The 26,586-nt window shown below is 70.1% G+C and carries 25 protein-coding genes; 11 read left to right on the forward strand and 14 right to left on the reverse strand.

The window, feature by feature from the left end; all coding sequences use genetic code 11:
• Positions 1 to 56 precede the first annotated feature (56 nt).
• From dnaX to recR, 3 genes are read left to right on the forward strand one after another with little or no spacing between them, the layout of a single operon-like run.
• Positions 57 to 1,886 carry a DNA polymerase III subunit gamma/tau gene (gene dnaX / locus ASC76_RS16780; RefSeq protein WP_056468833.1) on the forward strand — a complete coding sequence of 610 codons (1,830 nt, stop codon included), beginning with the start codon at positions 57 to 59 and terminating at the stop codon, positions 1,884 to 1,886.
• A gap of 19 nt (positions 1,887 to 1,905) precedes the next feature.
• Entirely contained in the window at positions 1,906 to 2,232 is a 327-nt protein-coding gene (locus ASC76_RS16785) for a YbaB/EbfC family nucleoid-associated protein (RefSeq protein WP_056468836.1), read from the forward strand.
• A gap of 16 nt (positions 2,233 to 2,248) precedes the next feature.
• Positions 2,249 to 2,836 carry a recombination mediator RecR gene (recR, locus tag ASC76_RS16790; RefSeq protein ID WP_056468838.1) on the forward strand — a complete coding sequence of 196 codons (588 nt, stop codon included), beginning with the start codon at positions 2,249 to 2,251 and terminating at the stop codon, positions 2,834 to 2,836.
• Positions 2,837 to 2,845: 9 nt separating this feature from the next.
• On the opposite strand, the gene ASC76_RS16795 is transcribed toward recR, so the two are convergent.
• Positions 2,846 to 4,516 (reverse strand): transglycosylase SLT domain-containing protein, encoded by a 1,671-nt coding sequence (locus tag ASC76_RS16795; protein ID WP_056468842.1) that lies wholly within the window; start codon positions 4,514 to 4,516, stop codon positions 2,846 to 2,848.
• Positions 4,513 to 5,292: a hydroxyacylglutathione hydrolase gene (gloB, locus tag ASC76_RS16800; protein WP_056468845.1), complete on the reverse strand. Its 780-nt coding sequence runs from the start codon at positions 5,290 to 5,292 to the stop codon at positions 4,513 to 4,515. Before gloB ends, ASC76_RS16795 begins: the two co-directional genes overlap by 4 nt.
• Between gloB and ASC76_RS16805 the strand changes: the two genes are divergently transcribed.
• Both ASC76_RS16805 and rnhA read left to right on the forward strand, forming a co-directional pair.
• Positions 5,291 to 6,151, forward strand: a complete 861-nt coding sequence (locus tag ASC76_RS16805; RefSeq protein WP_056468848.1) for a class I SAM-dependent methyltransferase — start codon at positions 5,291 to 5,293, stop codon at positions 6,149 to 6,151. The genes gloB and ASC76_RS16805 overlap by 2 nt on opposite strands.
• The gene (gene rnhA / locus ASC76_RS16810) at positions 6,148 to 6,627 is read left to right on the forward strand and encodes a ribonuclease HI (RefSeq protein ID WP_056468850.1); all 480 of its coding nucleotides are present in this window, start codon (positions 6,148 to 6,150) and stop codon (positions 6,625 to 6,627) included. Before ASC76_RS16805 ends, rnhA begins: the two co-directional genes overlap by 4 nt.
• Before the next feature lie 25 nt (positions 6,628 to 6,652).
• On the opposite strand, the gene ASC76_RS16815 is transcribed toward rnhA, so the two are convergent.
• Together ASC76_RS16815 and ASC76_RS16820 are read right to left on the reverse strand one after the other, a co-directional pair.
• Positions 6,653 to 7,906: a hypothetical protein gene (locus ASC76_RS16815; protein WP_056468853.1), complete on the reverse strand. Its 1,254-nt coding sequence runs from the start codon at positions 7,904 to 7,906 to the stop codon at positions 6,653 to 6,655.
• A gap of 144 nt (positions 7,907 to 8,050) precedes the next feature.
• Positions 8,051 to 8,896 carry a helix-turn-helix domain-containing protein gene (locus tag ASC76_RS16820; RefSeq protein WP_082549231.1) on the reverse strand — a complete coding sequence of 282 codons (846 nt, stop codon included), beginning with the start codon at positions 8,894 to 8,896 and terminating at the stop codon, positions 8,051 to 8,053.
• 70 nt (positions 8,897 to 8,966) lie between these two features.
• Between ASC76_RS16820 and ASC76_RS16825 the strand changes: the two genes are divergently transcribed.
• Positions 8,967 to 10,220 (forward strand): MFS transporter, encoded by a 1,254-nt coding sequence (locus ASC76_RS16825; RefSeq protein ID WP_056468856.1) that lies wholly within the window; start codon positions 8,967 to 8,969, stop codon positions 10,218 to 10,220.
• 2 nt (positions 10,221 to 10,222) lie between these two features.
• On the opposite strand, the gene ASC76_RS16830 is transcribed toward ASC76_RS16825, so the two are convergent.
• The 9 genes from ASC76_RS16830 to ASC76_RS16870 are packed head-to-tail and all read right to left on the reverse strand — an operon-like array spanning position 10,223 to position 18,998.
• Positions 10,223 to 11,089: a sugar phosphate isomerase/epimerase gene (locus tag ASC76_RS16830; protein WP_056468861.1), complete on the reverse strand. Its 867-nt coding sequence runs from the start codon at positions 11,087 to 11,089 to the stop codon at positions 10,223 to 10,225.
• A gap of 17 nt (positions 11,090 to 11,106) precedes the next feature.
• Positions 11,107 to 12,297, reverse strand: a complete 1,191-nt coding sequence (locus tag ASC76_RS16835) for a dihydrodipicolinate synthase family protein (RefSeq protein ID WP_056468865.1) — start codon at positions 12,295 to 12,297, stop codon at positions 11,107 to 11,109.
• A gap of 11 nt (positions 12,298 to 12,308) precedes the next feature.
• The gene (locus ASC76_RS16840) at positions 12,309 to 13,472 is read right to left on the reverse strand and encodes a Gfo/Idh/MocA family protein (RefSeq protein ID WP_056468868.1); all 1,164 of its coding nucleotides are present in this window, start codon (positions 13,470 to 13,472) and stop codon (positions 12,309 to 12,311) included.
• 17 nt (positions 13,473 to 13,489) lie between these two features.
• The gene (locus ASC76_RS16845) at positions 13,490 to 14,875 is read right to left on the reverse strand and encodes an enolase C-terminal domain-like protein (RefSeq protein ID WP_056468871.1); all 1,386 of its coding nucleotides are present in this window, start codon (positions 14,873 to 14,875) and stop codon (positions 13,490 to 13,492) included.
• Positions 14,876 to 14,891: 16 nt separating this feature from the next.
• Positions 14,892 to 15,740, reverse strand: coding sequence for an ABC transporter ATP-binding protein (locus tag ASC76_RS16850; protein WP_082549232.1), 849 nt, complete (start codon positions 15,738 to 15,740; stop codon positions 14,892 to 14,894).
• Positions 15,737 to 16,735 carry an ABC transporter substrate-binding protein gene (locus tag ASC76_RS16855; RefSeq protein ID WP_056468873.1) on the reverse strand — a complete coding sequence of 333 codons (999 nt, stop codon included), beginning with the start codon at positions 16,733 to 16,735 and terminating at the stop codon, positions 15,737 to 15,739. The genes ASC76_RS16850 and ASC76_RS16855 overlap by 4 nt, the downstream gene beginning before the upstream one ends.
• Before the next feature lie 48 nt (positions 16,736 to 16,783).
• Positions 16,784 to 17,563: an ABC transporter permease gene (locus ASC76_RS16860; RefSeq protein ID WP_056468876.1), complete on the reverse strand. Its 780-nt coding sequence runs from the start codon at positions 17,561 to 17,563 to the stop codon at positions 16,784 to 16,786.
• A gap of 1 nt (position 17,564) precedes the next feature.
• Positions 17,565 to 18,302: a phytanoyl-CoA dioxygenase family protein gene (locus tag ASC76_RS16865; protein ID WP_056468878.1), complete on the reverse strand. Its 738-nt coding sequence runs from the start codon at positions 18,300 to 18,302 to the stop codon at positions 17,565 to 17,567.
• Between the two features lie 45 nt (positions 18,303 to 18,347).
• On the reverse strand, positions 18,348 to 18,998 hold the full coding sequence (locus ASC76_RS16870) for a TetR/AcrR family transcriptional regulator (RefSeq protein ID WP_056470998.1): 651 nt from the start codon (positions 18,996 to 18,998) through the stop codon (positions 18,348 to 18,350).
• Positions 18,999 to 19,097: 99 nt separating this feature from the next.
• Here ASC76_RS16870 and ASC76_RS16875 point away from each other — a divergent pair, with 99 nt between their 5' ends.
• The 5 genes from ASC76_RS16875 to ASC76_RS16895 all read left to right on the forward strand — a co-directional run bounded on the left by ASC76_RS16875 (position 19,098) and on the right by ASC76_RS16895 (position 25,677).
• Positions 19,098 to 20,816 (forward strand): thiamine pyrophosphate-binding protein, encoded by a 1,719-nt coding sequence (locus ASC76_RS16875; RefSeq protein ID WP_056468881.1) that lies wholly within the window; start codon positions 19,098 to 19,100, stop codon positions 20,814 to 20,816.
• Positions 20,817 to 20,842: 26 nt separating this feature from the next.
• On the forward strand, positions 20,843 to 21,556 hold the full coding sequence (locus tag ASC76_RS16880; RefSeq protein ID WP_056468884.1) for a HAMP domain-containing histidine kinase: 714 nt from the start codon (positions 20,843 to 20,845) through the stop codon (positions 21,554 to 21,556).
• 176 nt (positions 21,557 to 21,732) lie between these two features.
• The gene (locus ASC76_RS16885; protein ID WP_082549233.1) at positions 21,733 to 22,503 is read left to right on the forward strand and encodes a response regulator transcription factor; all 771 of its coding nucleotides are present in this window, start codon (positions 21,733 to 21,735) and stop codon (positions 22,501 to 22,503) included.
• A 109-nt stretch (positions 22,504 to 22,612) separates the two neighbouring features.
• Positions 22,613 to 23,758 (forward strand): FIST signal transduction protein, encoded by a 1,146-nt coding sequence (locus tag ASC76_RS16890; protein WP_056468886.1) that lies wholly within the window; start codon positions 22,613 to 22,615, stop codon positions 23,756 to 23,758.
• The gene (locus ASC76_RS16895; protein ID WP_056468890.1) at positions 23,755 to 25,677 is read left to right on the forward strand and encodes a bifunctional diguanylate cyclase/phosphodiesterase; all 1,923 of its coding nucleotides are present in this window, start codon (positions 23,755 to 23,757) and stop codon (positions 25,675 to 25,677) included. The genes ASC76_RS16890 and ASC76_RS16895 overlap by 4 nt, the downstream gene beginning before the upstream one ends.
• Here ASC76_RS16895 and yedA read toward each other — a convergent pair.
• On the reverse strand, positions 25,625 to 26,539 hold the full coding sequence (gene yedA, locus ASC76_RS16900; protein ID WP_056468893.1) for a drug/metabolite exporter YedA: 915 nt from the start codon (positions 26,537 to 26,539) through the stop codon (positions 25,625 to 25,627). The genes ASC76_RS16895 and yedA overlap by 53 nt on opposite strands.
• Positions 26,540 to 26,586 lie beyond the last annotated feature (47 nt).

Raw genomic sequence — 26,586 nt, forward strand, 5'->3', positions numbered from 1 at the left:
GCCGGCGTACCCGTCGGCCGAGGGGCATCATTCATCCGGCCTCGTAGAATGCCTCGATGTCCTATGTCGTCCTCGCCCGCAAGTACCGGCCGCCCAATTTCGATGCGCTGGTGGGGCAGGAACACGTCGTCCAGGCGCTCGCCAACGCGCTGACCCAGCAGCGGCTGCACCACGCCTACCTGTTCACCGGCACGCGCGGCGTCGGCAAGACGACGATCTCGCGCATCCTCGCCAAGTCGCTCAACTGCACCGGCGCCGACGGCCAGGGCGGCATCACCGCGCGACCGTGCGGCGTGTGCGACGCCTGCCGCGACATCGACTCGGGGCGCTTCATCGACTACGTCGAGCTCGACGCCGCCTCGAACCGCGGCGTCGACGAGATCTCGCAGCTGCTCGACCAGGCGGTCTACAAGCCGGTCGTCGGCCGCTTCAAGGTCTACATGATCGACGAAGTGCACATGCTGTCGACCACCGCGTTCAACGCGATGTTGAAGACGTTGGAGGAGCCGCCCGAGTACCTGAAGTTCGTGCTGGCGACGACCGATCCGCAGAAGGTGCCGCCGACCGTGCTGTCGCGCTGCCTGCAGTTCAACCTGCGGCCGATGGCGCCGCAGACCGTGCAGGCGCACCTGGCCGACGTGCTCGCGAGGGAGCGGATCGAGGCCGACGCTGGTGCACTGCGCCTGCTCTCGCGCGCGGCCCGCGGGTCGATGCGCGACGCGCTCTCGCTGACCGACCAGGCGATCGCGTTCGGGGCGGGCGCGTTGAACGAGGCGGGCGTGCGCCAGATGCTCGGTGCGGTCGACCGCGGGCATGCGGTGCGCATCGTCGAGGCCGTCGCCGCCTCCGACGGTGCGGCGCTGGTGGCCGCCGCCGACGCGCTGCGCGGGCTCGGCCTGTCCGCCGCCGGCACGCTCGAGGAACTGGCCACGCTGCTGCAGCAGATGGCCGTGTTGCAGGCGGTGCCCGATGCGCTCGACGCGACCGACCCCGACGCGCCCGAGGCGCAGCGCCTGGCCGCATCGATCGCGGCCGACGAGACCCAGCTGCTCTACAGCATCGCGCTGCACGGCCGCGCCGAGCTCGGCCTCGCGCCCGACGAATACAGCGGCCTGGTGATGGTCTTGCTGCGCATGCTGGCGTTCCGCCCGAAGGGGCAGGGCGCGGTGCCGCGGGCGCCCGCTGCGTCGACTCCGGCCTCGGCCGCAGCGGCGCGGCCGACCGCGACCGCGACCGCCGCCCGGCCGCCGGTCGCGCCCGTGGCCACCGTCGCCTCGGCGCCGGCCCGGGTCGCACCCGCGCCTGCGCCCGCCGCGGCGCAGCCGGCCGTGGTCGCACCGGCGCCTGCGTTGCGGGTGGTCGCGCGCGAGAGCGAGCCGCCGCCCTGGATGGACGAGGCCCCGTTCGAGGGCGAGGAGCTCGCCGTGGCGCGTGCGCCTGCGCCGCCGCCTGTCGCGCGGCCCCCGACGGTCGAATTCACCCCGACCGCGCTCGGTGCGCGCTGGGCCGAGGTGGTCCGCGGCCTGATCGACGCCGGCAGCATCAGCGCCTTCACACGCGAGCTGGCGATGCAGGCCCAGTGCATCGCGCTCGACGAACGGGCCACGCCGATCGTGTGCCGCCTGCGGGTCGAGCGCGAGACGCTGCGCGCGGCGGCGCCGTGCGAGAAGCTGCAGGCCGCGCTGGCGGAGTCGCTGCAGCGCGCGGTGCGCCTCGAGGTCGAGCCCGGCCCGGCCGAGGATTCACCGGCCAAGCGCGACGCCGCCGAGCGCGCGCGCCGTCAGGCGCACGCCGAACAGATCATCCACGACGACCCGCTGGTGCAGGCGCTGATGGCGCAGTACAAGACCGCGCGCATCGTGCCCGGGTCGGTCAAACCGCACTGAACTTTTTGGAGCACACACCATGATGAAGAACCAGTTGGCCGGGCTGATGAAGCAGGCCCAGGCGATGCAGGACAACCTCAAGAAGGCGCAGGAAGAGCTCGCGCACATCGAGGTCGAGGGGCAATCCGGCGCGGGCCTCGTGAAGGTCGTGATGACCTGCAAGCACGACGTCAAGCGCATCACGATCGACCCGAGCCTGCTCGCCGACGACAAGGACATGCTCGAGGACCTGGTCGCCGCCGCGTTCAACGACGGCGTGCGCCGCGCCGAGGAAGTCAGCCAGGAAAAGATGGGCAAGCTGACCGCGGGCATGCCGATGCCCCCGGGCATGAAGTTCCCGTTCTAGGCCCGGGCCGAGCTGCATGGCCGAACCGTCGGTAGACGCGCTGGTCGAGGCGCTGCGGCGCCTGCCCGGCGTCGGTGTGAAATCGGCGCAGCGGATGGCGTTCCACTTGCTGCAGCATGACCGCGAGGGCGCGCGCCGGATCGCGTTCGCGCTCGAATCGGCGGTCGTCAACGTGCGGCACTGCGAGCGCTGCCACACCTTCACCGAGGCGGCGGTCTGCAGCGTGTGCCTGGACGGCACGCGCGATGCGCGCCAGCTCTGCGTCGTCGAGACCCCGGCCGACCAGGCCGCGCTCGAGCGCACCGGCAGCTACCGGGGGCTGTATTTCGTGCTGATGGGGCGGTTGAGCCCGCTCGACGGCGTCGGCACCGACGACATCGGCGCGCGCGAGCTGATCGAGCGCGCGACCGACGGCCACACCGAAGAAGTGATCATCGCGACCAACTTCACCGCCGAAGGCGAGGCCACCGCGCACGTGCTGGCCGAGGCCTTGAAGGCGCGTGGCCTGCGCGTGACGCGGCTGGCGCGCGGCGTGCCGATCGGCAGCGAACTCGAATACGTGGATCTGGGCACGATCGCCCACGCGTTGAGCGACCGCCGCTGACGCAGCGCTTCAGTTGCCGCCGGCGGTGCGCGATGCGCCCTTGCGCCGCGCCTCGGCGACGCGGGTCGACGGGGGGCCGGACGGCTTGCGCGTCGTCGCCGCGGTGCGAGTCGACTTGCCGTGGGCCGCCGTGCGGGTCGCCTTGCCGTTCGACGCGGTGCGCGTCGGGTTCGCGTGGGCCGGTTTGCCGCTCTTGGCGGCCACGAACACGACGATGGTCTGGCCGGGCTTGAAGCTCGCGCCGGCGCCGACACTGTTCCACTGCGCGACCTGCGTCGGGCTGACCCGGTAGCGCTTCGCGACGCTGGCGACGCTGTCGCGGCGGCCGGCCTTCAGCGACATCTTGCGCAGCGGCGGCACGTCGGGGGCGAGCGCCATCATCGCGTTGTCGGCGATCGCGCTCGACACGTCGGCCTGGCGCTGCTCGCCGCGCGGCACCAGCAGCGTCGAGCCGGCCTTGACCAGCATGCGCGGCGGAATGCGGTTGATCTCGCGCAGCTGCGCCTCGCTCATGCCGACCTGCTTGGCCGCCTCGGCCGGCCGCAGCGTCTTCGGTGCGACCCAGGCCGTCCAGCTGGCCAGCGGGCCGCGGTGCTGCGGCAGCCGGCGCACGAACTGGTTGGCGTTGTCGTACGGCAGCAGCACCTGCGGCGTGCCGGCCGCCAGGATCACCGGCTTGTTCATCTGCGGGTTGAGGAACTGGAACTCCTCGAGCGGCATGCCGGCCAGCTTGACCGCGACGGCCACGTCCATGTCGCGCTCGATCGGCACGCTCAGGAAGTACGGGTGGTTCTTCAGCGGCGGCAGCGTCAGGTTGAAGTCCGACGGGCGCGCGATGATGTTCTTCACCGCCTGCAGCTTGGGCACGTAGTACTGCGTCTCGTTCGGCATCTTCAGCGACAGGTAGTCGGTGGGCAGGCCGAGCTTCTGGTTCTTCGCGATCGCGCGCTGCACGCTGCCTTCGCCCCAGTTGTAGGCGGCCAGCGCGAGGTGCCAGTCGCCGAACATCGCGTAGAGCTTCTGCATGTAGTCGAGCGCGGCGCGGGTCGACTGCAGCACGTCGCGGCGGTCGTCGCGGAAGATGTTCTGCTTGAGCGCGTAGTCCTTGCCGGTGCCGGGGATGAACTGCCACATGCCCGAGGCCCGCGCGGTCGACATCGCCTGCGGGTTGTACGCGCTCTCGATGAACGGCAGCAGCGCGAGCTCGGTCGGCATGCCGCGCTTGTCGAGCTCCTCGACGATGTAGAACATGTAGCGGCCGCCGCGCTCGGTCATGCGCTGCACGTAATCGGGCCGGGTCGCGTACCACTGCTCGCGGTTGCGCACCAGGTCGGTGTCGAGGTCCGGCATCGTGAAGCCGCGGCGCACGCGCTCCCACAGGTCGGTCTGTGCGGCGCGGTCGTCCATGTCGAGACGGACTTCCGGCCGCAGCGGGTCGACCGGCACCGGCGCGGCGGCCGCGGTCTCGACCGGCGCCGGCGCGCTGGCCGCTGACGCGGCGGGTGCGGCCGCGGCGACGGCGGGAGTCTCGGGTTGTGCCGCGACGGGCGGCGGCGCGGGTTTGTCGGTCGGGGAACCGCCGGGCGTGGCGCAGGCGGCGAGCAGCAGGGGCAGCATCAGCAGCGCGAACCGGCGGTACAGGGAGGGGGCCGACGGGCCGTGCGTGATGGGGTGCGTCATCGGAAATCGTTCTTCCATTGTCGAAGCGCGGCCAGGACCGCGACAGGTTCGTCGGATTCGCCGCCATGGGCGATGGCGCTGCGGGCGACGGTGGGGTCGTTGCAGCGCAGGAAGGGGTTGATGCGGGTCTCGCGTGCGATCGAGGACGGCAGGGTGGGCCGGCCTCGCGCGCGTTCGGCAAGACACCAATCGGTGTGCGCGGCGATGTCGGCGTTGGCCGGCTCGACCGCATGCGCGAACTTCAGGTTCGACAGCGTGTACTCGTGCGCGCAGCAGACGCGCGTCTCGCCCGGCAGCGCGGCGAGCCGCGACAGCGAGCGATGCATCTGTGCCGGCGTGCCTTCGAACAGGCGCCCGCAACCGGCAGAGAACAGCGTGTCGCCGCAGAACAGGACCGGCGCGCCGTCGTTGCCGCCGCCGGCCGGCAGGTAGTAGGCGATGTGGCCGCTGGTGTGGCCCGGCACGTCGATCACCTCGAACTGCAGACCCAGCGTCTCGATGCGGTCGCCGTCGACCAGCGGGCGATACGGTTCGGGAATGCGTTCGCGCTTCGGCCCGAACACCGGTCCCTGCAGGCGCGAGCGCAACGCATCGACGCCGCCGACATGATCGCCATGGTGGTGGGTCACTAGAATCGCCGCCAGGGCCAGCTGCCGTGACTCGAGGGCGTCGATCACTGGTGCAGACTCACCCGGATCGACCACGATGGCGCGCTGGCCATCGTCGAGCATCCAGATGTAGTTGTCGGTGAAGGCGGGCAGGGCAATCAGGTTCATGGCGGAACGCGCGATTATAGGTTTGACCGATTGGCTCAAGACCCCGGCAGGCGCTTACGTTCTGCATTGGGAACAAGCCCATCTGGACGTCGCGGTGGCCGATCTGTTCGGCTTCCATGCCCTGCAGCTCGGCCTGCCTGAACTGGAGGCCCTGCGGGCCAACCGCATGCCGCATCGATGGACCGCCACGGAGCATGCCGAAGCCGGCGCACCACCGCAAGCGCACGACGGCGCGACCGCGGAAACTTTACAAGGCGAAGCGACCGTGCCGGTTCGCGCTGCCGTCGCGCTCCATTGCGATTTCGATGCCTTGCCCTTCGACAGCAACAGCCTCGATCTGGTGGTGCTGCCGCACGCGCTCGAACTCGCCCGCGACCCGCATCTGGCATTGCGCGAGGTCGAGCGCGTGCTCGTGCCCGAGGGCCGCGTGGTGATCGTCGGGTTCAATCCGACCAGCCTGTGGGGGCTGCGTCAGCACCTCGGTCGCTGGCGCCGCCAGCTGTGGCCACGCAGTGCGCGCGGCCTGTTCCTGCCGAGCGCCGGGGAATTCCTGCGCTACCGTCGCCTGCGCGACTGGCTGCGGCTGCTCAGCTTTGAGGTCGAGGACGGTCGCTTCGGCTGCTACCGCCTGCCTGTCGCATCGCTGAAGTGGCTGGAGCGCTCGTCCTGGATGGAACGGGTCGGCGAGCGCTGGTGGCCGGTGTTCGGCGCGGTCTATTTCGTCGTCGCGGTCAAGCGCGTGCGCGGCATGCGGCTGGTGGGCATGGTGCGCGCGCAGCGTGCCGTGCCCAACTCCGCGCCGGCTCCGGTGGTCGCGACCCATCATCATCATCAGAATTCGAACGATCCTCCGCCATGACGACCAGCACAGAGACTCTCCCCGACGCCGCCGCCATCCAGCGCCCGCATGTCGTGATCTACACCGACGGCGCCTGCAAGGGCAACCCGGGCCGCGGCGGCTGGGGCGCCTGGCTGCGCACCGGCGAGCATCAGAAGGAGTTGTTCGGCGGCGAGATGCTGACGACCAACAACCGCATGGAGCTGACGGCCGTGATCGAGGCGCTCAATTCGCTCAAGCGCACCTGCGATGTCACCGTGCACACCGACAGCGAGTACGTGCGCAAGGGCATCACCGAGTGGATCCACGGCTGGAAGCTGCGCGGCTGGAAGACGGCCGACAAGAAGCCGGTGAAGAACGCCGAGCTCTGGCAGCGCCTGGACGCGCTGCGCAACCTGCACCATGTCGAGTGGCGCTGGGTCAAGGGCCACTCGGGCGACCCTGGCAACGAGCGCGCCGACGCGTTGGCGAACAAGGGGGTCGAGGCCGCGCGCTGAGCGCGCAGGCTTCGCAAGCACCGGCTCAGGCGAGCTGACGCTCGACTTCCATCATCTGGAAGCGCGCGAGCGCCAGGTTGGTATGGCGCTTGTTGAACAGCGCAAGCAGGAACAGCTCGGGGTGATGCGCGAGGCCGCGAATCACTTGCTGGCGCGCACCGGCGCTGGTGATGACCTCGTCGACCGGCTCGACCAGCCCCATGCTCCGCGCCGCCTGCCGATGCGCGCGCAGGACTTGCGCCGCGCACGCCGCGGCCAGGTCGAGGTCGAGCGGCGGCTTGTCGCGGGATTCGCGCGCCAGCACCAGGCCGCTGCCGGCATCCACCGCGGCGCAACCGAGCAGCCCGTCGAGCGCGAGCATGCCGGCGAGCGCGTGCCGCGCCCGGTTCGCATCGAGTGATACTGGCGTCACCGGTGTCACCGGCGTCGACGGCCGCGCCACGCCTGGCGCCTCGGCCGCCGGCGCGCTCACCAGTCGACCGGCGTGAAGCGCGTCGCCGGCGCCGCCAGAAGGCGCTTCCCAGCCGGGCTGCGCGCGGACCTGGTTCCAAATGCCGAGCATCGCGTTCCAGACCGACGACGCGCCGGTCAGGGTTTCGCTCAGCACGTGCACATGCAGCCGGGTCGGCCAGGCGATCGCGTCGATCTTGTTGGCGATCCAGACCGCGGCGGGCGGCAGCATGAACAGCAGGTGGGGGCAGCGCCAGGTCGGCAGCAACGCGGCGTTGTGAAGCGCGGCCAGCAGTGCGTCGATCGCGTGGGGCTGCAGCGGGCCGATGATCACGGTGGTCATCTGGCTGCGCTCCATCAGCGCGACCGGGATCTCGGCGTTCTCGCTGCCAGGCGCGCGTACATCGGCGTGGTAGATGCGCAGCGTGTCGTCCTGGCGCCGCACGAGCGTGGTGCGCTCGATGGTGGCGAGGGTGCGCAGCGTCGTGTGTTCGCGCAGGTGCAGCCGCTCGATCGGCCGTCCGCCGGCGTCGGACAGCGCCTTGATCACCGCCGCAGCCCACACGCCGGTCGGGTCGAGCAGCGTGATCAGCGAGGTGGCAGTGTCCAGGTCGGCGCGGGTATCGGCGAAATGCTCGCGGATGGCCTGGGCCGGGGAGCCGGTGACGACCAGGTCGTGCGAATGGCGGTCGACGATCTGGCCACGCGCGTTGACCTCGGTCGCGACCGATTCCATGATCGACGTGGCCGCGAAACCGGGTGCGGGCTCGATCGTCTTGCCGAGGGGGTCGCGCGCCGCGCCCAGGTCGCCGAACAGTGAGGTGAGCAAGGGATCTCCCGGGGGTTGCGGTCGGTGCATCGGGCGGTCACGAGCCCACGCATCAGGGAAGTCTAGGGGCGAGCCCGCAGCGCGCCAATCCCCACAGGCGTCGGATGCCGCGCGCAGGCTGTAGCAAGTCGTGACCGGCCCTGATCAGGACGCCAGGAACCGGCTCGGCGGGGCGCCGACCGAGCGCCGCACCATGGCGCTGAACGCGCTCGGGCTCGCGTAGCCCAGTTCGGTCGCGATGCGCGCCATCGGCCACTTGCGTGCTGCCAGTGTCACGGCACGGGCCAGCAGCACCTGCTGGCGCCATTGCAGGAACGAGGTGCCCAGTTCGCTGCGGAACAGCCGCGCGACCGTGCGCGAACTGGCGCCGCAGGCGCGCGCCCAGTCGTCGAGCGTGGCGTGGCGGGCCGGGTCGTCCAGCACCGCTTCGCACAGCGAGCGCAGGCGCTTGTCGGCCGGCAGGTCGACGCCCAGCGGCACCGGACGGGCGCGGCGCAATTCGTCCAGCACCAGCGCGCTGAGGCGGGCCTCGCGCCGCAACGCGTCGGCCTCCGGGGCGGCGGCGCCGCCGTCGGGGGTCGCGTCCAGTTCGAGCACCAGCGCACGCAGCAGGTCGGAGACTTCGAGCACTCGGCACTGACGCCACGCCGCTTCCTCCGCCCGGGCGACCTGCGGCCCGCAGCGCCCGCGCGGCTGGTGCATGTACAGCGTCAACAGGTCGGCGTCCTCGACCACCGACACCGCATGCTCGACGCCCGGCGGGATCCACAGCGCGCGCGATGGCGGCACGATGTAGGTGCCGTGCGCGACGGTGAGGCGCACCACGCCCGTGGCCGAGACCGCGAGCTGGGCCCACGGATGGCTGTGCGGCACCACGCGGGTGTCGGTGTTCAGGCGCTGGCGCTTGGCGCGCACCGGACGGGCCGCGTCGGGCATGTACAGGTGCGGCGTCAGCGGTCCGACGGGAGGCGGGATGCGGGTGGCGGCCATTGGCGGGATCTCGACAGAACTTGACGAGCTATCGTAAACCAGCCGCCCTGTCACTGCTTAAGATCGGTGCATGAGTTCTCTTGCCGCCCCCACTCCGCCGCTGCGCCCGGCCCGCCAGGACGCCCAACTGATCGGCTTGGTCGGCATGGCCCACCTGATCAGCCATTTCAGCCAGCTCCTGCTGGCGCCGCTGTTCCCATGGCTGAAGGACGCGTTCACGGTCAGCTATGCCGAGCTCGGGCTGCTGATGACCATCTTCTTCGTCGTCTCGTGCATCGTGCAGGCCGCGTCGGGTTTCGTCGTCGATCGGTTCGGGCCGCGGCCGGTGCTGTTCGCGGGCCTGGCGCTGCTGGGCCTGGCGGCGTGGGGCTTCGCGGCCAGCCACAGCTACTGGACGCTGGCGCTGTTCGCGGTCGTCGCCGGCGTCGGCAACGGCGTGTTCCACCCGGTCGACTACACGCTGCTGAACCGCAAGGTGCATCCATCGCGCCTCGGCCATGCATTCAGCGTCCACGGGATCACCGGCAGCCTCGGCTGGGCGCTCGCCCCGGCGATGCTGGTGCCGCTGACGCTGGCCTACGGCTGGCGAGTCGCACTGTTCTGCGCCGGGGCGCTCGCGTTCGTCGTGCTGGCGGTGCTGTGGCTGAACCGGGCGCAGCTCGCGCTCGACCTGGCCCCGGCCCCCAAGACCAGCGCGACCGGGCCGGCCGAGCACAGCTTCGCGTTCATGAAGCTGCCGGCGGTGTGGATGTGTTTCGGCTTCTTCTTCTTCTATGCCGCGGCGCTGAGTGGCGTGCAGCTGTTCGCCCCCGAGGCCGCGCGGCTGCTGCACGCGGTGCCGGTCGACTGGGCCGCGATGTGCCTGACGATCTACATGGTCTGCAGCGCGGGCGGCATGGTCGCCGGCGGCTTCCTCGCGTCCGACCCGGCCCGCTGCGAGCGGATCATCGGCGCCGGCTTCGGCGCGGCGGCGACGATCGCGATCGTGATCGGCTTTGCCGACATCCCGGCCGCCGCGGTGCCGGTGCTGTTCGGCCTGATGGGCTTCGGCGCCGGCATCGCGGGGCCATCGCGCGACCTGATCGTCAAGCGTGCCTCGCCGCCGAACGCGACCGGCCGGGTCTATGGCGTCGTCTACTCCGGGCTGGACATCGGCCAGGCAATCGCGCCGCTGGTGTTCGGCACGCTGATGGACCTGCACCATCCGAGCCTGGTCTGGCTCGGCATCGCGATCGTGCAGGGCGTGCTGATCGTCAACGCGTTCAACGTGCGCGGTGCGCGCCGCACGCCGCGCTCCGCGCCGCAGTCGGCGGCGGCCGCGTAAGCTCAGACCGCGCTGCGGTGGCGCGCGACGCAGGTGTCCAGCACCTCGCCGCCGTCGCGCGTCCACCAGTCCTCGGCCGAGAAGATCTCGACCTCACTGTAGCCCGCGAACCCGGCCGCCTCGACCCAGCCGCGGATGCGCGGGATGTCGATCACGCCGTCGCCCATCATCCCGCGGTCGTTCAGCAGGTCGCGGGTCGGCAGCAGCCAGTCGCAAACGTGGAACGCGAGCAGCCGTTCGCGGCCGGCGCGCTCGATCTGCGCCTGCAGCTTCGGGTCCCACCAGACGTGGTAGACATCGACGGCCACGCCGAGCGCGCCCGATCGATCCGGATCGAGCGCATCGCACAGGTCGAGTGCCTGTTCCAGCGTGTTGACGCAGGCACGGTCCGCCGCGTACATCGGGTGCAGCGGCTCGATCGCGAGCGGCATGCCGACGCTGCGGGCGTACTCGAGCGTCGCGGCGATGCCGTCGTGCACCTGCGCGCGCGAACGCGTCAGGTCCTTGTGCACGGCGCGACCCGCCAGCGCGCCGGGCAGGGCGCCGACAACCAGCACCAGGCACGCGGCGTTCAGCGTCTTCGCCTCGTCTACCGCGCGGCGGTTGTCGTCGAGCGCAACCTGCAACCCCGCGGCATCGGCCGCCGGGAACATGCCGCCACGGCAGTAGCCCGAGAGTTCGAGGCCGTGCTCGCGCACCGCCTTCGCGATCTTGTCGAGGCCGACGGCCGCGACCTGGTCGCGCCACGGCGAGATCGCGCGGATGCCGCGACGCGCGCACTCGTCGACGATGCGGTCGAGTGGCCATTGCGCGCGCACCGTCGCGGTGTTGACCGAGAGCCAGCGGTGGTCGGTGGAGAAATCACGCATGCGATGTCGTCGTCCGTTCAGGCCTCGACGCCGTGCAGCGCCAACAGGTGCGCCATGCGCCTGACCGCCAGTTCGGGCTGCTCGACCAGCCCGGCCGCATCGGCGAGGCGGAACAACTCGGCCAAATGCACCAGCGAGCGCGTGCTTTGCTGCCCGCCGACCATCGTGAAGTGGCTCTGGTGCCCGTTCAGCCAGGCCATGAACACGACCCCGGTTTTGTAGAAGCGGGTCGGCGCCGCAAAGATGTGGCGGGACAGCGGGACGGTCGGCGCCAGGATCGCGTGGAGGCGTGCGGTGTCGCCCGCGGCGAGTGCGGCCAGCGCCGCGTTCGCGGCCGGCGCGATCGCGTCGAAGATGCCCAGCAGCGCGTCGCTCCGGCCGTGCGTCGGCAGCGTGCCGGCGCCGTCGCCGGCGATCAGCTCGGCGTAGTTGAAGTCGTCGCCGGTGTACATCCGCACGCCGGCCGGCAGGCGGCGGCGCATCGCGATCTCCTTGTCCTTGTCGAGCAGCGAGATCTTGATGCCGTCGACCTTCGCGGCGTTGGCGTCGATCACCGCCAGCGCGGTGTTCATCGCCGCGTCCGCGTCGGCATGACCCCAGTAGCCCTTCAGCGCCGGATCGAACATGTCGCCGAGCCAGTGCAGGATCACCGGCTGCTTCGCCTGCCGCAGAACACGGTCGTAGACGCGCTCGTAGTCGGCGGGGCTGGTCGCGACCTTGGCGAGCGCACGGCTGGCCATCACGATCAGCGTGCCGCCGAGCTTCTCGATCGCCTCCATCTGTTCTTCGTAGGCGCGGATCACGTCGTCGACGGTGGTCACCGCCGCCGGATCGAGGTGGTCGGTGCCGCAGCCGGAGGCGATCAGCGCGCCCGGCACGTCGCGCGCGGCGTCGAGCGAGCGGCGGATCAGCTCGAGCGAAGTCGGCCAATCGAGCCCCATGCCGCGCTGCGCGGTGTCCATCGCCTCGGCGACGCCGAGGCCGAGCGACCACAGACGGCGCCGGTACGCGATCGTGGCGTCCCAGTCGACGGCGCATTGCAGCCACGGGTCGATCGCGGCGCGCGGGTCGGCGACGACATGCGCGGCCGAGTAGGCGATCCGGTTGAAGCGCGTGCCCGGCGGCGCGGTCGCGATCGGCGCGGCGTCGCGCAGCGTGTGGCGTTGCACGCGACCATCGGCGGTCGGCAGGTTCAGGGTCAAGCTCATCGCGCGCCCCGTCAGACCTGCAGCGCCGGCACGTCGATCCAGCGCCGTTCCTTCCAGCTCTGCAGCGCGGCCTCGACCAGCTGCACGCCCTTCGCGCCCTCGGGCAGCGTCCACTTGTACGGCTCGTTCTCGACGACGTGGCGGATGAAGTGCTCCCACTGGATCTTGAAGCCGTTGTCGTAGACCATCGAATCGGGCACCTCCTGCCACTGGTCGAAGAAGTTCATCGTCTGCTTGACGTCGGGGTTCCAGACCGGCCGCGGCGTCGTGACCCGCGACTGCGCACGACACGACGACAGGCCCGCGACCGCCGAGCCGTGCGTGCCGTCGACATGGAAGGTCACCAGGTCGTCGCGCCGCACCCGTGTGACCCAGCTCATGTTGATCTGCGCGACGACCGGCTCGCCGTTGTGGCCCTTCAATTGCACGGTCGCGTAAGCGGCGTCGTCGGCGGTGGCGTCGTAAGGCCGGCCGGCCTCGTCCCAGCGGGTCGGGATGTGCGTGGCGCCGAGGCACGAGACCGACTGCACCTCGCCGAACAGGTTGTCCAGCACGTAGCGCCAGTGGCACATCATGTCGAGGATCATGCCGCCGCCGTCTTCCTTGCGGTAGTTCCAGCTCGGCCGCTGGATCGGTTGCAGGTCGCCCTCGAACACCCAGTAGCCGAACTCGAGTCGCACGCTCAGCATGCGGCCGAAGAAGCCGGCACGGCGCAGCATGTCGAGCTTGCGCAGGCCGGGCAGGAACAGTTTGTCCTGCACCGCGCCGTGCTTGAGGCCCGATGCCTGCGCGAGCCGAGCGATCTCGACCGCTTCGTTCAGGTTGGTGGCGATCGGCTTCTCGCAGTAGACGTGCTTGCCGGCGCGGATCGCGTTGGCCAGCAGGGTGGGGCGCATCTGCGTGGTGCCGGCGTCGAAGAAGACGGCGTCGTCCGGGTTGGCCAGCGCCTCGTCGAGGTTGGTGCCCCAGCGTTCGATGCCATGCGCCCTGGCGAGCGCCTCGATCTTCTCGGCGTTGCGGCCGATCAGGATCGGGTCCGGCATCACGCGGTCGCCGTTCGAGAAGAGCACGCCGCCTTCCTTGCGGATCGCGACGATGGAGCGAATCAGGTGCTGGTTCATTCCCATGCGGCCGGTGACGCCGTGCATGATGAGTCCGAGTCGTTGGGTGGCCATGGTGGGGGTTCCTGTGGTCAGAGAGGTTCGGTCGCGGCCCAGTCGGGCGTCGCGCCGTGGGCGAAGCCGGGGCGGAACAGCGAGTCGATCGCGAGTTCGCCGCGGTCGATTCGCAGCCGGGCCGCGTCGTCGTGGCGTTCGTAGAGGTCCGGGTGCGCTTGCGCGAAGGCCTGCTGCTCGGCGGCAGGCGCGGCGCCGAAGCCGAGGCCGTAGTGATGCCCGTTGCGCTCGCTGTGCGTGATGCCGAGCAGCGCGACCAGCGCCAGGTCCTGCTGCACCGCGAGGCCGGCCTGGCAGGTCAGGTCCTCGGCAGACATGAAGTAGCGCGCCGTGCCGCCACCGTCCTCGAGGTTCCAGCGGTCGCAGCGCGCGCGGTTGATCAGCGATTTGTACAGGCCCTTGCAGGTCTTGCTCGACACGCCGGTCCAGCCCAGCGCGCGGCCCTGCGGAAAGGCGTCGAGCGTGCCGTCGGCCTCGTCGAGCAGCAGCGGGACGGGCCCGTCCGCCGGCAGCGCGGTCGACAGGCTGAGTTCGCGCGGCAGCGGCTGCTCGATGTACAGCGGTGCCGGCAGGCCACGCAGCCCCGCGAGCAGTTCCTTCAAGGCATCGAGGCTCGCGTACTGTTCGTTGCCGTCGACGGTGTAGCGGTAGTCGCCGACGGTCCGGTCGAGCACGCCCAGCACGGCGCGCAGTCGCTGCAGGTCGCTGGCCGGCTCGCCGCCGAGCTTGATCTTGAAGCTGCGGTGACCGTAGCGTTCGATCACGGCGCGCAGGCTGATCGGCAGGCCATCGTCACCGAAGCGCACGGCCTCGAGTTCGTCGAGGAGGCCGACGGTGTGGCGCGCCTCGATGCGGCGCAGCGGCTGCAGCGTGGGCAGCCAGGCGGACCAGTCCCAGCCGGTCATGTCGGCCGCGACGGGGACGTCGACCAGGCCGAGCGCGTTGCGATGCGCGGCCTCGAAGAAGGACACATCGAGCGCACGGCACAACGCGTCGAGCACGGCCTTGTCGATCACCGCCTGGCCGAACGCGGACGACAGCGCCGTGCGGCCCGCCGCGTGGCCTTGCGCCATCAGCGCGTCGTAGTGGCGCGCGAACAGCCCGAACGAGGTCGCGGGCGTGTCGTTGGTGTACGCCGCTGCGGCATCGCGGGTCGCCTGCGCGAGGTCGGCGATGTTGGCGTCGGCGCTGAGGCCGGCACGCTTGTCGAACCACTTCGGCACCATCATCTCGGCCGCGACACCGTGCCCGCTGCAGTGGCCCGGCACGTCCACCTCGACCCGCACGAACAGCTGCGGGCACGCCGTCAGGGTGCTGGCGCCGAAGCGGAAAGGCAGGCGCAGCTGGACCGGCCGGACCCGCAGGTCGACCGCGCGCACGACGACGTTGACGCCGGTGGTCATGAGGCGGCGCGGCGCATCAATGCGCGTCGAGATGGCCTTGCGCGTAGAAGTGCGCGCGCAGCAGGCGCGCGTAATGCGCGAAAGCCTCGGTGCCCATCACGTCGAGCGGGCGCGGGCGCGGCAGGTCGATGTCGTAGACCTCGACGATGCGCCCGGGCCGCTCGCTCATCACGAACACGCGGTCGGACAGGAAGATCGCCTCGGGGATGCTGTGAGTGATCAGCAGCACCGTCTTCATCGACGTCATCCAGATGCGCTGCAGCTCGAGGTTCATGCGCTCGCGGGTCATCGCGTCGAGCGCGCCGAACGGCTCGTCCATCAGCAGCACCGACGGGTCGTGCAGCAGCGCGCGCAGGATCGCCACCCGCTGCTGCATGCCGCCCGAGAGCTGCCAGGGGTACTTCTGCTCGAAGCCCTTCAGGCCGGCCATCTCGATCAGCGCCGCGGCGCGCTCGCGCGCGGCGGCCATCGGCAGGTTGCGGATCTCCGCCTGCAGGAGGATGTTGTCGATCACGCGCCGCCACGGCAGCAGCAACGCGCTCTGGAACACGATGCCCACGTCCGTCTGCGGCCCGCGCACCGGCTTGCCGGCCAGCGCGAGCTCGCCGCCGCTGATCGGCAGCAGCCCGGCGACCATCTTCATCAGCGTGCTCTTGCCGCAGCCCGACGGCCCGACCACCGACACGAACTCGCCGGCGCGGATGCTGAAGTCCAGCGGCTTCAGCGTCTCGGTGTCGCCCTCGCGGGTGCGGTAGGTCTTGCGGACGCCGCGGCCCTCGATCAGCACCGGCGCGGTCGAAGCGGCCGTGGCCGCACCGCGCGCGAGCGGGTCGAGCGCGACGACGTTGCTCGCGCCTGCGGTCATTTCGGCAGGAAGTCGTTGGTGACCCAGTCCTCGGCCTTGCCGCGCGCGGCGGGGTCGAGGCCGCCGTACTGCACCAGCAGGTCGAGCGAGTCGTTGATGTCCTTCATCGACGCGCGCAGCGGGCGCTGGCCCTTGGTCTCGGCCGAGTGGTAGAGCGGCGTGGTCAGCTTGATGCCGACGATCAGCGTGTCGCGCTGGCCGGCCTTGGCATTGGCCTTCAGCATCGCGTCGATCGACGCTTCGGGGTTCTTCTCGGTCTCCTCGAACGCGCGGGTTGTCGCGCGCATGAAGCGGCGCACCATGTCGGCCTTGTTCGCGAGCGTGTCCTTGTGGGCGATCACGCCGGAGCTGACCATCGTGATGCCGTAGTCGGCGAAGCGGATCACCTCGACCGGCTTCTTGGTCGCGTCCTGGATCTTGATGTTCTGGTCCATCACGTAGCCGAGCAGCAGGTCGGCCTGGCCGTTGATCACCGCGTTCAGCTTGGTCTGGCCGTCGCCGGAGACGACCTTGTACTGGCCCTCCTGCAGGCCGGTCTTCTTCAGGAACAGCGGCCAGATCTGGCTCATCGAATCCCCCGGCGTCATCGCGACGGTCTTGCCGACGATGTCCTTCGGCGACTTGATGTTCTTCTCGGCCAGGCCCATTACCGCCATCGGGCTGAGCTGCAGCGCGACGCCGACCGCCTTGACCGGCGCGCCCTTGGTCGCGGCGCGGATCATCGTCGGCACGTCGACGTAGCCGAAGGTTGCCGAGTTGGCGGACACGGCCTGGATCGAGACCGCGGAGCCGCGGCCCTCCTGGATGTCGAGGTCGATGCCCTCGGCTTCATAGAAGCCCTTCTCCTTGCCGAGGAAGAACGGCGCGTGCTCGCTGTAGACGTACCAGTTGAGCAGCAGCGTGACCTTCTCGCGTGTCTGCGCGACCGCGCCCGACACCAGCGCGCCGGCCAGCGCCCCCGCGCATGCGACCCGGATCAGATGGCGACGTTTCATGGTTTGTCTCCTGTTGACGTTGTGGATGAACGGGGAAGCGAACGAATCTCAGGCGGTGGCGTTCATGTCGTGGCGCTGCGAGGCGTGCCACGGCATCAGCCAGCGCTCGACCAGCTCGACGACGAGGAACAGCAGCACCCCCAGCGTCGACAGCACGACCAGCGCCGCGAACATCAGCGGCAGGTCGAAGGTGCCGGTCGCGCGCTGCAGCACGAAGCCGATGCCCGAGTTGGAACCGACGAACTCGCCGACGACCGCGCCGACCACGGCCAGCGTGACCGAGACCTTCAGCCCGCTGAAGATCGACGGCAGCGCCTGCGGCAGGCGGAACTTCAGGAAGATCTTCAGCGGGTTGGCGCCCATCGAGCGCGCCAGGTCGATCACGTCGGGCTCGACCGACTTGAAGCCCTGCACCGTCGACACGACGACCGGGAAGAAGCCGAGCAGGAACGCCGCGATCACCTTCGGCACGATGCCGAAGCCGAACCACACGACGAACAACGGCGCGATCGCGACCTTGGGCACCGACTGCGAGAACACCAGCAGCGGGTAGACGAAGCTCTCGACCGTGCGCGAGTACGAGATCCACATCGCGATCGGCACGCCGATCAGCGCCGAGGCCGCGAAGCCGCCGAGCGTCGCGTACAGCGTCGGCAGGCTTTGCGACAGCAGCATCGGCCACTCGGCGATCAGCTGCTTGACGACGGCCAGCGGCGGCGGCACCAGGTACGGCGGGATCTTGAAGAGCCGCACGACCAGGTCCCACAGCACGAGCAGCATCACGATCAGCCAGAACGGCCGCGTGGCGGGGTGCAGCAGCCAACGCATTTCAGGACACCCGGAACTTCAGCGAGTGGTCGTACGGCAGCGCCGGCGACGCGAACTCGTTGTCGTTCGAGACGAAGTGCAGCGCGCAGGCGCGGCGCCATTGGTCGCTGTGGTTGGGGCCCGATGCGTGGAAGGTGTTGCCGTGGTGGAAGCTCACGCCGCCCTTGCGCACCGGCGCCGGTGACATGGGCTGCTTGTCGAGGATCGCCGGTGGCAGCTGCAGGTTGTAGGGCTCGGCCTCGGGTGCGAAGTGCTTGTAGACCGGGCCGAGGTTGGTGCCGTCGCCGAAGTAGAGGCAGCCGTTCTCGAGCGTCGCGTCGTCGAGCGCGATCCACGCAGTGACCATCCCCTCCGGGTCGGTCGGGCCGAAGTAGAAGTTGTCCTGGTGCGCCGGCTTCGGGCCACCGCCCTCGGGCGGCTTGAAGAAGATCTGGCTGAAGTACACCGACACGCCGGGACCGATCAACGCTTCCACGTGGTCGAGCAAGCGGCGGTCGCGGGCCAGCGCCTGCACCGCGTCGCGCTGCGCGTGCGGGTTGTCGAGCTTTCGCAGCACCGTGCGTGCGCTGACGCCGCCGTCCACGTACCAGGCGCGCTGCGACTCCGGCAGCGCGGCGAGGAAGCTCGTGCCCCACTGCTCGATGTCGCGGACGACCGCGTCCATCTCGGCGGAGGTGAACACGCCGTTGACGGTGAGGTGGCCCTGGCGGCGGTAGAAGGCGATGTCGAACGGGTCCATCGTGTCGTCCTCAATTAACCGTTTGGTGACTAGTGACGCGTGGCGCTACTTTCGCAGTACATAGCCGAGGATCACTTCGGTCATGTGCGACAGGCGCTCCGCCAGCGCGGCCGGCGCGCGCAGGTCGCGACCGAAGATCGTCGACAGCGTGGCGTTGTTGGAGAGGTAGAAGTAGCAGAGGCTGGCGATCGAGATGTAGAGCTGCACGGGATCGACGCCGCCGCGGAACAGGTTGGCGCGCTGGCCGCGCTGCAGCACGTCGTCGAGCAATTGCACGAGCGGTGAATTGAGTTCGCGGATGCGCGAAGAGCGGTTCAGGTGCACCGCCTTGTGCAGGTTCTCGCTGTTCAGCAGCGTCAGGAAATGCGGGTTGGCGAGGTAGTAATCCCAGGTGAACTCGACCAGCCGGCGGATCGCGGTGACGGGCTCGAGGTTCTCGAGGCGCAGCGCCTTCTCGGCCTCCCGGATGTCGGCGTAGGTCTGCTCGAGCACGGCGAGGAACAGGTCGTCCTTGCTGCCGAAGTAGTAGTACAGCAGGCGCTTGTTGACGCCGGCGCGCTCGGCGATGCGCTCGACCCGCGCGCCGCCCAGGCCGGCGTCGGAGAACTCCGCGACGGCGGCGCTCAGGATCGCTTGCTGCGTGCGGTCGGCATCGCGGGTGCGGATTTCGGGCAGCGCCACGCTCTCGGTCGTCATGGACGAATAATTCACCATTCAGTGAATTGCGCAAATCGGTGTGAACCCGCATCGCCGCGGTGCACACTGGCGGCTTCGCGATTGCTGCCCACGATTTCCATGACCGATTCCATCCCCGCCCGCCCCGCCGGGCATGTCCTCGTCGAAGCGCTGATCGAGCAGGGTGTCGACACCGTGTTCGGGGTCCCCGGCGAGAGCTACCTCGCGGTGCTGGACGGCCTGTACGAGCACCGCGAGCGCATCCGCTTCATCGCGTGCCGGCAGGAGGGCGGGGCGGCGTTCATGGCCGAGGCGCAGGGCAAGCTGAGCGGTCGGCCGGGCATCTGCTTCGTGACGCGCGGGCCCGGTGCCACCAACGCCAGCATCGGGCTGCACACCGCGTTCCAGGACAGCACGCCGATGATCCTGTTCATCGGCCAGGTCGCGAGCGACCAGCGTGATCGCGAGGCCTTCCAAGAGGTCGACTACCGCCAGATGTTCGGCCCCGGCACGCTCGGGTTCGCCAAGTGGGTCGCCGAGATCCACGATCCCGCGCGCTTGCCGGAGTACGTGGCGCGCGCCTTCCATGTCGCGATGCAGGGCCGGCCCGGCCCGGTCGTGCTGGTGCTGCCGGAGGACATGCTGACGGGTCTGACCGATGTGCCGGTGCTGCCGCGCGTCGAGCCCGCGCTGGCGTGGCCGGCGCCGGGCGCGCTGCGCGAGGTTCGCACGATGCTGCTGGCGGCGCAGCGGCCGCTGGTGATCGTCGGCGGCAGCGGCTGGGACGCCGCGGCCTGCGATGCGATGCAGCGCTTCGCCGAAGGCTGGAACCTGCCGGTGGGTTGCGCATTCCGCTTCCAGGACCTGTTCGACAACCGGCATCGGAACTACGCCGGCGACGTCGGCATCGGCATCAATCCGAAGCTCGCGAAGCGGGTCGCGGAGGCCGACCTGATCCTGGCCGTCGGCGCGCGCCTGGGCGAGATGACGACCGGTGGCTACACGCTGCTGAAGGCCCCGCGGCCGAAGCAGAAGCTGATCCACATCCACGCCGGACCGGAGGAACTGGGCAAGGTCTACGCCGCCGACCTGATGCTGCAGGCGGCGATGGCCTGCGCCGCCAAGGCACTCGAGACCCTGGCGCCGCCGCCCGAGCTGCCGTGGGCCGAGTGGACCGCCGCCGCCCACGCCGACTACGAAGCCAACCTGGTGCCGGCGCCGGTCGAGCCGCTCGACATGGCCGAGGTCGTCAAGACGATCCAGCGCCTTGCACCGGCCGACAGCGTGCTGACCAACGGCGCGGGCAATTACAGCGGCTGGCTGCACCGCTACTACCGCTATCCGGCGCTGCAGCAGGGCGGTCGCACGCAACTGGCGCCGACCTCGGGCGCGATGGGCTACGGCGTACCGGCCGCGGTGGCCGCGGCGCTGCTGTACCCGGACCGCACGGCCATCAACATCGCCGGCGACGGCGACTTCCTGATGACCGGCCAGGAACTGGCGACCGCCACCGGCTATGGCGCCGGCCGGGGTGCCGGCAAGCTGATCGTCATCGTGGTCGACAACGGCACCTACGGCACGATCCGGATGCACCAGGAGCGCGAGTACCCGGGGCGGGTCAGCGGCAGCGATCTGTTCAACCCCGACTTCGCCGCCCTGGCGCGCGCGCACGGCTGGGCGGCGGGCCGCGTGACGACGACGGCGGAGTTCGAACCCGCGTTCGCCGCTGCGCTGGCCGCGGGCCAGCCGACCTTGCTCCACCTGAAGCTCGATGCCGACGTGAGCACCTCGCGCACCACCCTGACCGCGATCCGGCGACAGGCCGACGCGCGGCGCTGATCGAGCAGCCCGAAAGCGACGCGACGATGGACAGCTCCCCGAACGCCGGACACCCGGCTGCCACCAGCCCGGCCACGGCGGAACAGGAACTCGAGCACGCGTTGAACTTCCTGGGCCATGACGCGCGTTCCGGCCACTCGTCGACCCTGGCATTGCTCGACCTGCACCGCATCCAGCCCGACCCGATGAGCTTGTCGCATTTGCTCGAGCGGATCGAGGCGAACGCGCGCCGCTCGCTCGACGCGATCGATGACTTCGCGGACCTGATCCGCGCGCGTCGGCAGGGCCTGCATGACGACGAGTTCGACTGCACCGACCTGCTGGTCGAGGTCGTTGCCGATGCCTGGACGGCGGCCCATCAGAACGGCGTGCGGATCCAGGTGGCCCCCGGCTCCGCGTCGATCGTCGTGCGCGGCGATCGGGCCCTGCTGGCCGCGGCGCTGGCCAAGCTGCTGCGCGACGCGGTCGTCGCGGCCGCGCCCGGATCGGAGGTGCACTGCAACGTGGCCGCCGAAGGTACCGCCGGCGTATTCGAGATCGCCGAACCCGTTGCACCGCCCGCGCGCCCGGCGTCGGCGCCGACGCCGCGGGCGTCCCGAAAGGTGGCCTCCAGCTTGCTATTTGCGCGGGGCGTGGCCGAGCGTCATGGCGGGCAGGCCGTGCAGTCCACCGGCGAAAACGGACGCCGCACCCGCCTCGTCCTGCCGAATACAGGCGTGCCGGATTTGTCGGCGGCGTAGCCCCCTCCCCACAGCCCACACGGTGTTGGCGCCGCTGTTGACAGTGGTTAACGCTACAACGACAGTGCGGTGTCATTTCGGCCGTCAATCTGCCTACAGTCCCCCAATGACGTGCCGACAAAAATCCGTGCGCGAGTGACGTCACGTCAGGAAACACAAAACCGGGGAGAGATGGAATGCGTGTAGCGGCTCTGGATGACGAATCCGATCAGTTGGACCTGATCCGGCAAACCCTGGCCTCGATGGGTCACGATTGCCACGGCTTCACCGACAGCAAGACCTACTTGCGCGCGCTGCGGCGCGAGACCTTCGACCTGCTGATCCTCGACTGGCAGGTGCCCGACATCAGCGGCCTCGAGGTGCTGCGCTGGGCGCGCGAGAACCTGCAGGAGCGGGTGCCGGTGCTGTTCGTCACCAACCGCAACACCGAGGCGGACGTGATCGAAGGCCTCAACGCCGGCGCCGACGATTTCATGATCAAGCCGATGCGCGTCGGCGAACTGATGGCGCGCGTCAAGGCGCTGCTGCGCCGCGCGTACCACCAGCAGCCGCCGAACGAAGTGTCGTTCGGACGCTATCGCTTCGACGTGGCCGGCGCACAGATCACCGTCGACGGCGTGCCGGTCACGTTGAAACAGAAGGAATTCGACCTGGCGCTGTTCCTGTTCCAGAACATGGGCCGGTTGCTGTCACGCAAGCACCTCCTCGAGGCGGTGTGGGCGATCGAGGCCGAGGTCTCTTCGCGCTCGCTCGACACCCATGTGTCGCGGTTGCGGACGAAGCTGGGCCTGCACCCGGAGAACGGCTACCGCCTCGCGGCCATCTACAGCGTCGGTTACCGCCTCGAAGCGATTGCGCCGCCGGCTTCCGGACACGCCGGCGCCGATGCGACCGAGACCGCGCACCACGAAGTCGCGCAAGCCACCGAGGCACCGACCGGGGGCTGATCTCCGCGGGACGTTCCCGGCGCGCGTCGCCGAGGACGCCGCACGATTGTTTGCATTTGCCTGTCGGAAGAGTGCCCGCTGCGGCCGGACTTGAAGGCAAGCTTGCGCCATGGACTCGGCGGTTCTGACCTGGCAAGCCCCCACCGGATGGTCAGCACCGCTGCCGGCCGCGCTGGACTCGACGGCCACCCTGGTGCTCGTGTTCGGCCCGCCCGCGCTGGACGAGCTGAGCGTGCTGGTCGACGAGATCCGCCGCGCATTTCCGCGGGCACTGCTGGCCGGCGCCTCGAGCGACACCGTGATCGAGGACGGCCGGATCGGCGATGCGCGGGTGGCCGTGTCGATCACCCGCTTCGACCACTCGCAATTGGCGCTCGTGAGCGCCTTCAACGACGGGCACGACTTCGACGGAGGTCGGCGCATGGCGCACGACCTGGCAACGCGCCGCGGGCTGGTGGCGGTTCTGGCGCTGGCGGACGGCTTGCTCGTGGACGGGTCGGAGCTGGTGCGCGGGCTGCTCGACGGCTTGCCCGCGGGCGTGCTGCTCACCGGCGGCATGGCTGCCGACGGCACGCGCTTCGACCGCACCTGGGTGATCGCCGAGGGTGTGCCGTCTCGCGGCGCCGCGGTCGCCATCGGCTTCTACGGTGAACGCTTGCAGGTCCACAGTGTCAGCCGCGGCGGCAGCGTCGGCTTCGGGCCGCGGCGCCGGGTCACGCATGCGCAGGGCAACGTGGTGTACGAGCTCGACGGTCGGCCGGCCCTCGAACTCTACGAACAGTACCTCGGCCGGTACGCGAGCGCCCTGCCGGCATCGGCCGCGCATTTTCCGCTGTGCGTGTACCGCGGCGCACAGGGCGAGCCGCCGCTGATCCGCTACGTGCTGGGCATCGACCGGGTCAGGCAGTCGATCACGTTCGCGGGCGACGTGCCGCGCGGCAGTCTGGTGCAGCTGTCGCGCGCGGCGCGTGGCGAGTTGTTGCGCGCGGCCGATCAGGCGGCGCACGAACTCGGCGCGTGGTGCACGCCGGCGACGGCGGACCGGCCGCTGCTGAACATCGTCGTCAGCTGCATCGGTCGCCGTGTCGTGCTCGGCGAACAGACCGACGCCGAGGTGGAACTGGTCGCGCAGTTGCTCCCGTCGGGCGCCAGCCAGATCGGCTTCTACTCGTACGGCGAGATCGCCAGCGGACAACGCGCGACGTGCGACATGCACAACATGACCTTGACGCTCACCACCATCGGCGAAGCATGAACGCGCCGCTGGCATCGCCGCTCCACGCCACGTTGCAGCGGCAGCTGCGGCGTCTGCGCCTGGACCCGACGCAGCCGCCGGCCAGTGCGGCGCAGTGGCGGGAGTTGTTGTCCGGTATCGACCGCGCCTACCGCGAGGCCGATGAGCTGGTCTACCTGGTCACGCATTCGGAACGGATCGTCACCGACGAGCTGGAACGCAGCCGACAGGCCCTGTCCTTGGCGCAACGGCTCGCCGGCCTGGGCAGCTGGAGCCATGACGTCGGCAGCGGCGCGACGATGATCTCCGACGAGCTGGCCGACCTGCTCGAGCTCGAGGTCGGTCGGCGACAAATGCCGTTCGAGGCCCTGATCGAGTTCGTCGCGCCGGACGACCGCGCCGGCGTGCGCGCGATGCTCGCGAAGGTCGTCGCGGCGCCGACGCAGCGCGCGGGCGAGGTGCGCTTCGTCGCGCGCGGCGGCCGCGAACGCTGGTGCCTGTGCCGGATGGGTTCCCACGCCGACGAGACCGGACGCGTCCATCGGGTCGACGGCACGGTGCTCGACATCTCCGACCGTCACGCGATCGAGGAACGCACCCGCGAGCTGGCGCGCACCGATCCGTTGACGGGGCTGGCGAACCGCTCCCACTTCATCCACCTGCTGCGCGACGCGATCGAGGTCGCGCGCGCCGGCGGTTCCGGCGTGGCGGTCGTGTTCATCGACCTCGACGGGTTCAAGACCGTCAACGACACCTGCGGGCATCACGTCGGCGACGCGCTGCTCGAAAGTGTCGCCCGGCGCCTGTGCGCCTGCCTGCGCAGCAGCGACGTCGTCGGCCGCTTCGGCGGAGACGAGTTCGTCGTGCTGCTGCCGGGGCTGAGCATGCCGGGCGAAGTGTCCGCGGTGACCGACAAGGTGCTCCGCGCCTGTGCCGCCGCGGTGCCGCACGGCACCGACAGGGTCGAGGTGTCGGCGAGCGTCGGTGTCGCGATCTTTCCGGAAGACGGCGGCGGCGCCGAGCAGCTGCTCAAGCATGCCGACGCCGCGATGTACGTCGCCAAGGAGAGCGGTCGCAACACCACCCGGTTCTTCGGCGCCGAACTGCGCGCGCGGCGTCAGGCCGATCGCTCGCTGGTGACCGCGCTGCGCACGGCGATCTCGCGCGACCAGATCCAGGTCGCCTACCAGCCGATCGTCGACGGCGGGACCCGTCGCATCCTCGGCATGGAGGCGCTGGCGCGCTGGACGCACCCGCACTACGGGCCGGTCGCGCCGTGCGACTTCGTCGCGCTGGCCGAGGAGAGCGGACTCATCGGACCGCTGTGCCAGCGCGTCTCGGTGGCCGCGTGCCGCGAGCTGATGGCGTTGCCCGAAGGCCTGCGCAACACGCGCTATGTGTCGATCAACGTCTCGCCGGTCCAGTTGCGCACGCCGGAGTTCGTGCGCTACGCCGAGCGCATGCTCGCCCGGACCGGCATCGATCCCCATCTGCTCGCGATCGAGATCACCGAGACCGCGGTGATGCACGACGTGGAACTCGCGATCCGGATGCTGAAGCAGATCAAGGCGCTCGGCGTGTCGATCTGGCTCGACGACTTCGGCACCGGGCATTCGTCGCTGACCTACCTGCGCCAGCTGCCGGTCGACTGCATCAAGATCGATCGCTCGTTCGTGGCCGAGATCGAAGGCGCCCGCGTCGGGCCACTGCTGCACGGCATCGTCTCGATGGCCCGCTCGGTCGGCTGCGAAGTGCTGGCCGAAGGCGTCGAAACCGAGTCGCAACGCGAGGCCTTGCTGAACGCCGGCTGTCCGCTGATGCAAGGGCTGCTGTTCGGCGCGCCCGATTCGTTCGCGCGCTGGGCACCGGTCGAGGCGGCCACGACGCCTACGCCCTGCGCCGCCACATCAGCAGCAATACGCCCGCCAGTACCACGCTGACGGCGGCCCACTCGAAGCCGGTCACGTGTTCGCCGGCAAACGCCACCCCGAGCAGCATCGCGATCACCGGATTGACGAAGGTGTAGCTCGACGCCAACCCGGCCGAGGCCCGGGCGAGCAGCAGCATGTAGGCGTTGAACGCGATCAGCGAGCCGAACACGACGAGGTAGAGCCACGCTGCGACGGCGAGCGGCTGCGGCGGCCACGCCAGCGTCTCGCCGTGCAGTGCCGACAGCAACATCAGAACCGCGCCGCCGCACAGCATCTCGCTGGCGAAGCCGGTGGCGCCCGGCGCGAGCGGCAGGGCACGCTGGCTGAGCACGCTGCCGAGCGACCAGGTGGCGCAGGCGATCGCGATGGCCGCGAGGCCGGCCGGCGACGCCTGGAAGCCCGCGCCCTGCGTGAGCATCAGCACGCCGACCAGTCCGAGCGCGATGCCGGCGACTTCGACACGCCCCGGCCGCACGCCCCAGCACAGGTTCAAAGCCGCGATGAGCAGCGGCACGACGGCGATGAACGCGACCACCAGCCCGGAGCCCACCGAGACTTCCGCGAACGCCGTCCCGCCCATGCCGCCGCCGAGCATCAGCGTGCCGACGATCAGCGCGTTGCGCCACTGTCGGCGGTTCGGCCACGCCGCACCGCGCCAGCGCATCCACGCCATCAGCAGCCCGCCGGCGAGGAGGAAGCGCGTGCCCATCTGCAGGAATGGCGGGAACATGGGCAGCGCCAGCTTGATGGCAAGGTAGGTCGAGCCCCAGATCAGCCAGGTCGCGGCGAGACAAAGGAGCAGGAGGGGCGGCAGGCCGAGGAATCCAGGCGGCGAAGAGCGCGACGTCGAGGCCGAGACAAGCGTGTTCATGCGGACGATGATACGAAGGCTGGCGTCTCGTCTCCATGGTCCGATGC

It is taken from the genome of Rhizobacter sp. Root404 (assembly GCF_001425865.1).
Lineage (GTDB): Bacteria > Pseudomonadota > Gammaproteobacteria > Burkholderiales > Burkholderiaceae_C > LMDS01.